The 8,120-nt window shown below is 61.5% G+C and carries 8 protein-coding genes; 2 read left to right on the plus strand and 6 right to left on the minus strand.

Features of this window, described 5'->3' with window-relative positions:
- Positions 1–27 precede the first annotated feature (27 nt).
- Positions 28–672 (minus strand): ATPase, encoded by a 645-nt coding sequence (locus AB1462_RS30015; protein WP_367248771.1) that lies wholly within the window; start codon positions 670–672, stop codon positions 28–30.
- Between the two features lie 130 nt (positions 673–802).
- On the opposite strand from AB1462_RS30015, the gene AB1462_RS30020 reads away from it, so the two are divergent.
- Positions 803–1,075, plus strand: a complete 273-nt coding sequence (locus AB1462_RS30020; RefSeq protein WP_090403012.1) for a hypothetical protein — start codon at positions 803–805, stop codon at positions 1,073–1,075.
- On the opposite strand, the gene yfcF is transcribed toward AB1462_RS30020, so the two are convergent.
- The 5 genes from yfcF to AB1462_RS30045 all read right to left on the minus strand — a co-directional run bounded on the left by yfcF (position 1,050) and on the right by AB1462_RS30045 (position 6,362).
- Positions 1,050–1,682, minus strand: coding sequence for a glutathione transferase (gene yfcF / locus AB1462_RS30025; RefSeq protein WP_367248773.1), 633 nt, complete (start codon positions 1,680–1,682; stop codon positions 1,050–1,052). The genes AB1462_RS30020 and yfcF overlap by 26 nt on opposite strands.
- A 96-nt stretch (positions 1,683–1,778) precedes the next feature.
- Positions 1,779–2,315, minus strand: coding sequence for a DUF924 family protein (locus tag AB1462_RS30030; protein ID WP_367248775.1), 537 nt, complete (start codon positions 2,313–2,315; stop codon positions 1,779–1,781).
- 56 nt (positions 2,316–2,371) lie between these two features.
- Complete coding sequence (locus AB1462_RS30035; RefSeq protein ID WP_315338356.1) at positions 2,372–4,825, minus strand: TonB-dependent receptor; 2,454 nt, start codon at positions 4,823–4,825, stop codon at positions 2,372–2,374.
- An 89-nt stretch (positions 4,826–4,914) separates the two neighbouring features.
- The gene (locus AB1462_RS30040; RefSeq protein ID WP_367248777.1) at positions 4,915–5,868 is read right to left on the minus strand and encodes a FecR domain-containing protein; all 954 of its coding nucleotides are present in this window, start codon (positions 5,866–5,868) and stop codon (positions 4,915–4,917) included.
- Complete coding sequence (locus AB1462_RS30045; RefSeq protein ID WP_367248779.1) at positions 5,865–6,362, minus strand: sigma-70 family RNA polymerase sigma factor; 498 nt, start codon at positions 6,360–6,362, stop codon at positions 5,865–5,867. Before AB1462_RS30045 ends, AB1462_RS30040 begins: the two co-directional genes overlap by 4 nt.
- Positions 6,363–6,496: 134 nt before the next feature.
- On the opposite strand from AB1462_RS30045, the gene AB1462_RS30050 reads away from it, so the two are divergent.
- Positions 6,497–7,651, plus strand: coding sequence for a DUF1624 domain-containing protein (locus tag AB1462_RS30050; protein ID WP_367248781.1), 1,155 nt, complete (start codon positions 6,497–6,499; stop codon positions 7,649–7,651).
- Positions 7,652–8,120 lie beyond the last annotated feature (469 nt).

The following is an 8,120-nucleotide window of genomic DNA, read 5'->3' on the forward strand; positions in this document are numbered from 1 at the left end:
TCCCGAGTATAAAAATAAAGGTTCACATCAACCCGCGCGAACCAGCGCCTTGAGCGAGGCATCGAACTGCTTCAGGGCGTCGAGTTGTACATCCCGCTGCTGCTCGATCCGCGCGGCAATCTCCGGTGCGGCCTTGTCGTGCACCCACACCGAAGGCACCTGCCTGTGCACCGAGCCTTCGGCCTTGGCGATGTATTGCAGATCTGCGTCATAGAACCGCGCAGTAAAGCGCGCCTCGACCTGATCGTTACGCTGGGTCAGCAGTTGGTTATGGGTATCGAGCATCACCACCACATCGGGGTGAGCCTGCACCAGGGCATCCAGGTTGTCGTAGACCGTCACCGACAGAAAGGTTCCCTGCAGCGAGCTCATCAACCAATCAATGGCCAGTTCCGGGTCGGAGCTGTTGACGAACGCCTCGCGGATACGCCCGTCAAGGGCATCCTTGGCGCCATTCAAGGCCATGTCGTGGTAGCGTTCAAGGTAGCTGAGGTTGTCGCGGGTGTTATCGCTTAACAACACGCCCACCGATTGCGCATGCTGCAGGGAGTTTACGCTACCGACGATAGGTAGCAAATGGCCTGTACGTAGTTCATCGGCGATGGCAGCATTGCTCACCACCACAGAGCCGAGCATCAGAATCATTAAACCCAGCTGAATAATCGTCCTCATCGCGCATTTCCTTGAACAGCGTCTCGATGGGGCAATTTTGCGCTTTCCCTGTAAAAACAGAACTTGCGATGCGTGATGGTGACTATTATCTGAAGCGATAGTGTCGCGATAAATCTTATAAGGAGCCGCCATGAAGCCCCACCAGAAAACCTTCGACCGTATTCGTGAAGCGGTCTTGCCGGAGTTTCGCGAGCGAGTCGCCGATTACCTGGCCGACTATGAACACGTGCTGCAGGCCCCGAACGCCGACCCAGACCAGGTCTGCGCCAGCGCCCAACAATTGCGCGGCTACCTGCGTGGTTTGAACACCACGCGGGTGCTGGGCATGGCGGACTGGGAAGACCTGGACCGGCGCGTGGCGCAAATGACCGCAAACGCTACAGCGCAGGACGTGGCTGGTTGAGCCATTCCTGCACCGATGGCCGGCTCCACTGGCGTTGCGCGTAGTCCACCAGCTCGGCGGGCACGCTGTCGCCGTTGAGGATCAGGCGATTGAGCATCACGGCCAGGTCCAGGTCAGCAATGCACCACTCACCGAACAAGTACGACGGGTCACCCGCCAGCAGCACCTGCGCCGCACTGATCAAGCGGCGTGCTGCCGCTTGGGCGTGCGCTGACAACGGCGGCATTTTCTGCCCATAAAACACCACCAGGGTCGAACGCTCCTGGCGAATCGGCAGCAAGTCACTGCGCAACCACGCCTGTACCTGTCGCGCCCTCGCCCGCTGTTTTGGATCGGCCGGGTACACACTGGTCTCGGGGTAGGCCTGGTCCAGGTATTCGGTAATCGCGGAGGATTCCGACAAGGCAAAATCGCCTTCCACCAGGGTCGGCACCCGCTGGGTCACGGACAGCTGGGCAAAATCGGCCGTCTGGTTTTGCGCGGCCTCCAGGTCCAGGGTGACCAGGTCGAAGGCCAGGCCTTTTTCCCGCAGGGTCACGAACACCGACATCGCGTACGGGCTGGTGTAGAGCGAATCAACGTAGAGGCGTAACGGGGGCTGGTTCATGGCGGGGCTCCTTGGGTGAAGCCCTACGCTACGAGATGTGCGGCGGGAAAGACAATGCGCTGTTTTTATGGGGGCATTCCTGGACGGAATAGCGGGTTAACCGGCAAAACCGCCCTTGTCCAGAAAGGCGCGTTCTTCATCCGTGGTGTCCCTGGCCAGCACCGCATTACGATGGGGAAAACGCCCGAAGCGCTCGATGATCTGCGCGTGCTGCTTGGCCCAGCGGTAGGTGTTGGCGTCCAACTGCTGGTTGAGGGTCAGGGAGCGTTGCTGGTCCTTTGGGTCTTCCGAGTGTTCGAACGGCAAATAACAGAACGCACGCAATGCCGGCTCAACCTGCCGGTCGAGCCCGGCGTCCACCATGCGCTGGGCATACAGGCGCGCGAGCGGGTCGGTGGCGAACATATGCGCGGTGCCGCGAAAGGCGTTGCGTGGGTATTGGTCGAGCAGGATCAGCAAGGCCAGGGTGCCTTCGGCTGAGTCCAGCCAGCTTTCCAATTCACGCCGGGCGGCTTGCAGGTGGGTGGCGTGGAAAGTGTTGCGGAAGGTGGCGTCGAAGGCATCGTCCTTGGCGAACCAGCGTTTGGGGCCGGCACTTTTCCAGAAGTCGATAACGGTCTGTGGCGTGTTCATTTTATTCTCCTGTAGGCGCGAGCACGCTCGCGCCTACAGTGGACCGTGTTTACCGCTTAGAAGTCCACCGTGGCCGACAGCTTCACCGTACGCGGCTCGCCCTGGGTCAGGTAGTTATTGGCCGTCGACGCCGACGCCCAGTACGCTTTGTTCGCCACGTTTTCGACATTGGCGCGCAAAGTGATGTACTTGTCATCGGCCTTGAAGCCGTAGCGGGCGCCGAGATCGACGCGGGTCCAGGCCGGGATGTTCAGGGTGTTGGTGGCGTTGACGTATTCCCCACCGGTACGCAGCATCCGCGCGTTGACGGCGGCGCCCTGGAGGCCGGGGATGTCCCAGTCGGCCCCCAGGTTATATTGGAAACGCGGCACGCCGGCGGCGCGGTTGCCGTCGCTAAGGCCGTTGGAGGTGTTCTGCAATTCGGTGTGCATCCACGTGGCACCGGCCAACAGGCGCAGGCCGTCGAGGGGTTCGCCGAACACATTGAGTTCGACGCCTTTGTTGATTTGCTCGCCGTCGACATTGAACGTCCGCGTACCGTTGGGAAACTGCGGCGTCACACTACCGGGGTTATTGTTGGTCGCGCTGTTGGGCTGTTCGATGCGGTATACGCCGAGGGTCGCACCGTAGTTTTCCCAATCGAGCTTGACCCCGGCTTCTGTCTGTTTACTGCGACTGGGTGGAAATACGTCGCCACTGTTGGTGATGTCGACAGCCGTCGGCACCGTGGGTCCCTGGGCCAGCCCCTCAATCCGGTTGGCATAGAACGACACGTGCTCCCACGGCTTGACCACAAGCCCATACACCGGCGTGGTAATGGACTCGCCATAGTTCGCGGTGCGCGCGCCGCTCGTGGTGTTCCAGCCATCCACTTCGATGGTCTGGCGACGTACGCCAACGGTCAACAACACGCGATCATCAATGAAGCCCAGCGTGTCCGAAACGGCGGCACTCTTGATGCGATTCTTACCGACGATGCGCGGGTCGTGGATATCGCTGCCAAAGTAAGTCACGGTCGGGCGCGGTACCTGGGTCGGGTTGTACAGATTGCCCGGCCGACGGTTGCCCTGCAGGATCGCCTCAAATGCTGAACGCTGCTCACCCCAGATGCCGGACAGTCCGAAGTTGACCTGATGGGTCACCGACCCCGTGTTGAAATGCCCGTTCAGGCCGGCCATGGCGCTCTTGTTGTCTTCGTCATGGGGCGAGTACAAAAAGCCCACGCGACCGCTGCCATCGTTGCCCACATACAACGACGAATACTGACCATTCTCGCGTGTGTGCTTGGCACCGCCACCGACATAGACCGTCCAGTTTTCATTCAGGTCGTACTCGGCATTGAACATGCCGTAGGTGTCCTCCAGCTCCGACCAACTCCAGTCCTGCGCATAGTTATCCTTGGCCGACGGCGCCTTGGGTACCTGGGTGCCGTTGGGGTAGACCACGGAACGGCCGTTGTTGATGCGCTCTTTCTGATAGCCGAAGTCAGTGGCCAGGCGCAGGCGATCGCCACGGTAATCCAGGGCAACGGCCACCAGTTGCGAGCCTTTGAATTCATCATCGATGGCTGTGTCGCCGCCATGCCTGGCCAGGTTGACCCGCGCGCCGAAGCGGTTGTCTTCGCCAAAGCGTTGGCCCAGATCAAGGTGACCACCGGATTGCCCGTCGGTGGTGGTGTCTAGGGTGACGCTGCGGGTGGCGATGTCTTCGGCACGCTTGGGCACTAGGTTGACGCTGCCGCCAATGCCGCTGCCAGCCGGCGATACACCATTGACGAAGGCATTGGGGCCTTTGAACAACTCGACGCGCTCCAGCGCCTCGGTGGTGATGATTTGCCGAGGCAGCACGCCGTACAGGCCGTTGAAGGCAATGTCATCGGTGTTTAAGGGCAGGCCACGGATGGTGAACACCTGGGAGAAGTTGCCGAAGCCGGATGACTGGCGCACTGAGGCGTCGTTGAGCAGCACATCCCCAACAGTGCGTGCCTGCTGGTCGGAGATGGTCTTGGCGGTGTAGCTGACCACGCTGAACGGTACATCACTGATCGAGCGATTGCCCAACACGCCGAGCCGTGCCGAACGCGCTACCTGCCCGCCGCCGTAGGTATCCGCCTGCGCCCCGCCTTCACCGCTGATGGTGGTGGCGCCCAGCTCCAGCGCGTCGCCAACGGCCTGTGGCACGACGGTGTAGCCATTGCTGCCGGCGCTTTGCAGCGTATAGCCGCTGCCTTGCAGCAACTGCATAAAGCCCGATTGTGTGGTGTAGCTGCCCTGCAAGCCTGTGCTCCGCTGATCATTGAGCAACGTGGCGTCAAACGACAACGGCACGCCCGACAGCGCCGCAAACTGCGCCAATACATTACCCAATGGCCCAGGCGCGATCTGGTAGCTGCGCGCCGCGCTGGTCGCCGCCTCGGCAGCCACGGCGCTGTGCAGCGGCGCAATGGCCGCCAGCGCGACGGCCAGGGTCAATGCCTTCAAAGGGCGGATGGGGTGCGGTGTGAAGGTCATGGGCATTCCTGTCGGCGCGGTGCAAAGTTGAGGGTTCTCCCCTACACCGGGCGACAACGAAAAAGGTATCAGCGAAAAGGTAAAAAATTTCAGCGTGGCTCAATCGTTACCCAGTAGCCGGTCAAGCCGCTGATGGTTACCGGCAGGGTTTCCTGCAACAGACGCAGGCTGGCATCGGTGTCACGCAGCGGGAACGCGCCGGACACGCTCAGCCCGGCCACACTGGCGTGGCAGCGCAACACGCCACGCCGGTAGCGGCCCAACTCCTCAAGCAAATCCGCCAGGCGCATCTGCTGCGCCAGCAGCATGCCGTTCTCCCAGGTCAGCGCGCCGACATCCAGCGGCGCCAGCGCCGCCACGCTGTCGCTGCCGAACGCGCTCTGCTCGCCGGCCTTGAGGATCAGCCCACGGCTGGCATGCTGCGGCAGCATTTCCACCGCCCCGTCGATCACCGCCACGCGGCTGATCTGCTCACCGACCCGCACACTGAAATGCGTGCCCAGCGCGCGGGCGGTGCCGTGGCGGGTCTGCACGATAAACGGACGATGAGTCGGCGCAGGGTCCTGGGCCGTGGTGATCATGACTTCGCCTTGCAACAACTCTATACACCGCACGTGGTCGGTATAGGCGATATTCAGCGAGCTGGCGGTGTTGATCAGCAGCCGCGTGCCATCCGGTAACGTAAGGTTGCGTTGTTCGCCGATGGCGGTGTGCTGGTCGGCGGTCCATGCCTGCCAGGGTTTGTGCTGCCAGGCCAGCCAGCTTGCCGGCCCCGCCAGCAGCAATAGCCCGAGGGCCTGGCGCCGGCCAAGGGATCTCTTGCGGCCAATGCGCTTGAGGGTGTCGCCGGCAATCGCGCCGGGCACACTGTTGAAATCGCCGAGAATCGCCTCCGCCCGTTGCCAGGCCTGGGCGTGCTGGGCACTGCGGCACTGCCATCGGGCGATGGCACGGCGATCCTCGTCGGTGGCGCTGCCAGATTGCAATTGCACCATCCAGTCGGCAGCTTCACCGAGGATCAGCGGGTCGATCGACGGGTTCATGCCACGCTCAGGCACGCAAGGAACGCATCGCGCATGTAGCGCTTGACCGAAGCCAGCGACACCTTCAATTCGTCAGCGACCTGCTGGTAGGTGAGACCGTCGATCTGCGACATCAGGAAGGCCTGGCGGGTTTTCTCGGGCAGATCGCGCAACATGGCTTCGATGCGGTACAGCGCCTCGAGGATCAACCAGCGGGTTTCCGGCGACGGTACTTGCTGCTCGGGCAGGTGGGCGATGGTCTCGAGGTAGGCCCGTTCGACTTCCTGGCGCCGCCAGCTGTCGATCATCAGTCCCTTGGCGATATGGGTGAGCAAGGCGCGCGGCTCGCTGCCAAAACCCGCGCTGCCCTGGCGGGTCAGCAGGCGCATGAAGGTGTCGTGGGCCAGGTCGGCCGCGTCGCTGGCATTGCCCAGCTTGCGGTCAAGCCAGCGATACAACCATCCGTGGTGTTCGCGGTACAGGTCCTTGATAGGCAGATTGAGGGGGGACGACATGCAAGTCACCGGCGCCGAGGCCAAGGAGTAATTAAGAATTGATCGCATTCTAGTCTGGACAACGAAGCACGGCAACGCGCAAATTAATGTTATAGAATAACGCAAACTTTCCGCCCTGCCCTGTGACCCTGCCCATGACCGACGCTGCCCCCCTGCGCCAACGCCTGCTCTCAATCGACGCCCTGCGCGGGCTGGTGATCCTGTTCATGCTGCTCGACCATGTGCGCGAAACCTTCCTGCTGCATCGACAAGTCAGCGACCCGATGAGCATCGACAGCACCGAACCCGCGCTGTTTATCAGCCGCACCCTCGCCCACCTGTGTGCGCCGGTGTTTGTGTTGCTCACGGGCTTATCCGCGTTTTTATACGGCCAGAAATACCAGGGCCGCCGCGATGTGTCGGCATTCCTGTTCAAGCGCGGGCTGTTCCTGGTGGTGCTGGAATTCACCCTGGTCAACTTCGCCTGGACGTTCCAGTTGCCGCCCAGCGTGATCTATCTGCAGGTGATCTGGGCGATTGGCATCAGCATGCTCGCCCTCGCCGCCTTGGTGTGGCTGCCGCGCCCGCTGTTGATTGGGCTGGCGCTGGTGATCATCGGCGGGCACAACCTGCTGGATGGGTTGCACTTCGATCCAGGCTCGGCGCTGCATATTCCGTGGACGATCCTGCATGAACGCAGTTGGATTGACGTGTCCGACAGCCTGCGCCTGCGCACGACTTACCCGGTGCTGCCGTGGATCGGCGTGATTGCCCTCGGTTACGGCCTGGGACCGTGGTTTGCCAAGGCCACGCTGCCTGCCGTGCGCCAGCGCTATTTGCTGCTCGGCGGCTTGGGCGCGTTGCTGGGGTTTGTGCTGTTGCGTGCGCTCAATGGCTACGGCGAGAAACCGTGGCAGGCGTATGACAGCGGCGTGCAGACGCTGATGAGTTTTTTCAACGTCACCAAGTACCCGCCTTCGCTGTTGTTCCTGGCATTGACGCTGGGGATTGGGCTGTTGCTGTTGCTGGCGTTTGAACGCGTGGGGCATCGACGCTGGATCGGCGTGTTGGCGGTGTTTGGTTCCGTGCCGATGTTCTTTTACCTGCTGCATCTTTATGTGCTGAAAGTGCTGTATGTCCTGTGTGTTGCGCTGTTTGGCCTGAACCATGGCAACTACTTTGGCTTCGACAGTATGGGTGCGGTGTGGCTGATGGCGATGGCATTGCCCCTGGCGCTCTACCCGCCGGTGCGCTGGTTCGCCGCGCTCAAGGCCCGCCGCCGCGACCTGGCGTGGCTCAAATACCTCTAATCTGACACAGATCCATATGTGGGAGGGGCGGTGCGACGATTGCTCCCGATAGCGGTGGGTCAGCCAACAAATCTGCTGACTGACACTCTGCTATCGGGGCATGGGTATCTAGACAACTTTGGCGTCGCCCTGAGCCTGTGGCGAGGGAGCTTGCTCCCGTGACGGCTCGGGAGCCGACGACTATCTAACTGATGCATCGCGACTTAAATGTGGGAGCGGGACTTGCCCCCGATGGCGGCCTCTGGGCCGACCATTTTTTTGGATTGGACCGGGTACATATCCGTTGCTGCGGTAACGGCGGCTTAGGGTTCCGCCCTGACGGCGGCTCACTTTGGAAAAGCGTGTACGGACCGGACACATGGTTGACACCTGTGCGGGGACATAGTGGACACATTATGCGCCGTAGTCAGGGCTATTCACGTCGAAGGTCCGTAAAAAGTGATGGCAGAAATAGACGTCAAACAAGCCA

The organism is Pseudomonas sp. SB113 (assembly GCF_040754745.1).
Classification (GTDB): domain Bacteria; phylum Pseudomonadota; class Gammaproteobacteria; order Pseudomonadales; family Pseudomonadaceae; genus Aquipseudomonas; species Aquipseudomonas grimontii.

Coding starts and splice junctions, on each gene's coding strand:
- AB1462_RS30020 (WP_090403012.1), top strand. CDS start 803: ATGAAGCCCCACCAGAAAACCTTCGACCGTATTCGTGAAGCGGTCTTG.
- AB1462_RS30045 (WP_367248779.1), bottom strand. CDS start 6,362: ATGTCGTCCCCCCTCAATCTGCCTATCAAGGACCTGTACCGCGAACAC.
- AB1462_RS30030 (WP_367248775.1), bottom strand. CDS start 2,315: ATGAACACGCCACAGACCGTTATCGACTTCTGGAAAAGTGCCGGCCCC.
- yfcF (WP_367248773.1), bottom strand. CDS start 1,682: ATGAACCAGCCCCCGTTACGCCTCTACGTTGATTCGCTCTACACCAGC.
- AB1462_RS30035 (WP_315338356.1), bottom strand. CDS start 4,825: ATGACCTTCACACCGCACCCCATCCGCCCTTTGAAGGCATTGACCCTG.
- AB1462_RS30015 (WP_367248771.1), bottom strand. CDS start 672: ATGAGGACGATTATTCAGCTGGGTTTAATGATTCTGATGCTCGGCTCT.
- AB1462_RS30050 (WP_367248781.1), top strand. CDS start 6,497: ATGACCGACGCTGCCCCCCTGCGCCAACGCCTGCTCTCAATCGACGCC.
- AB1462_RS30040 (WP_367248777.1), bottom strand. CDS start 5,868: ATGAACCCGTCGATCGACCCGCTGATCCTCGGTGAAGCTGCCGACTGG.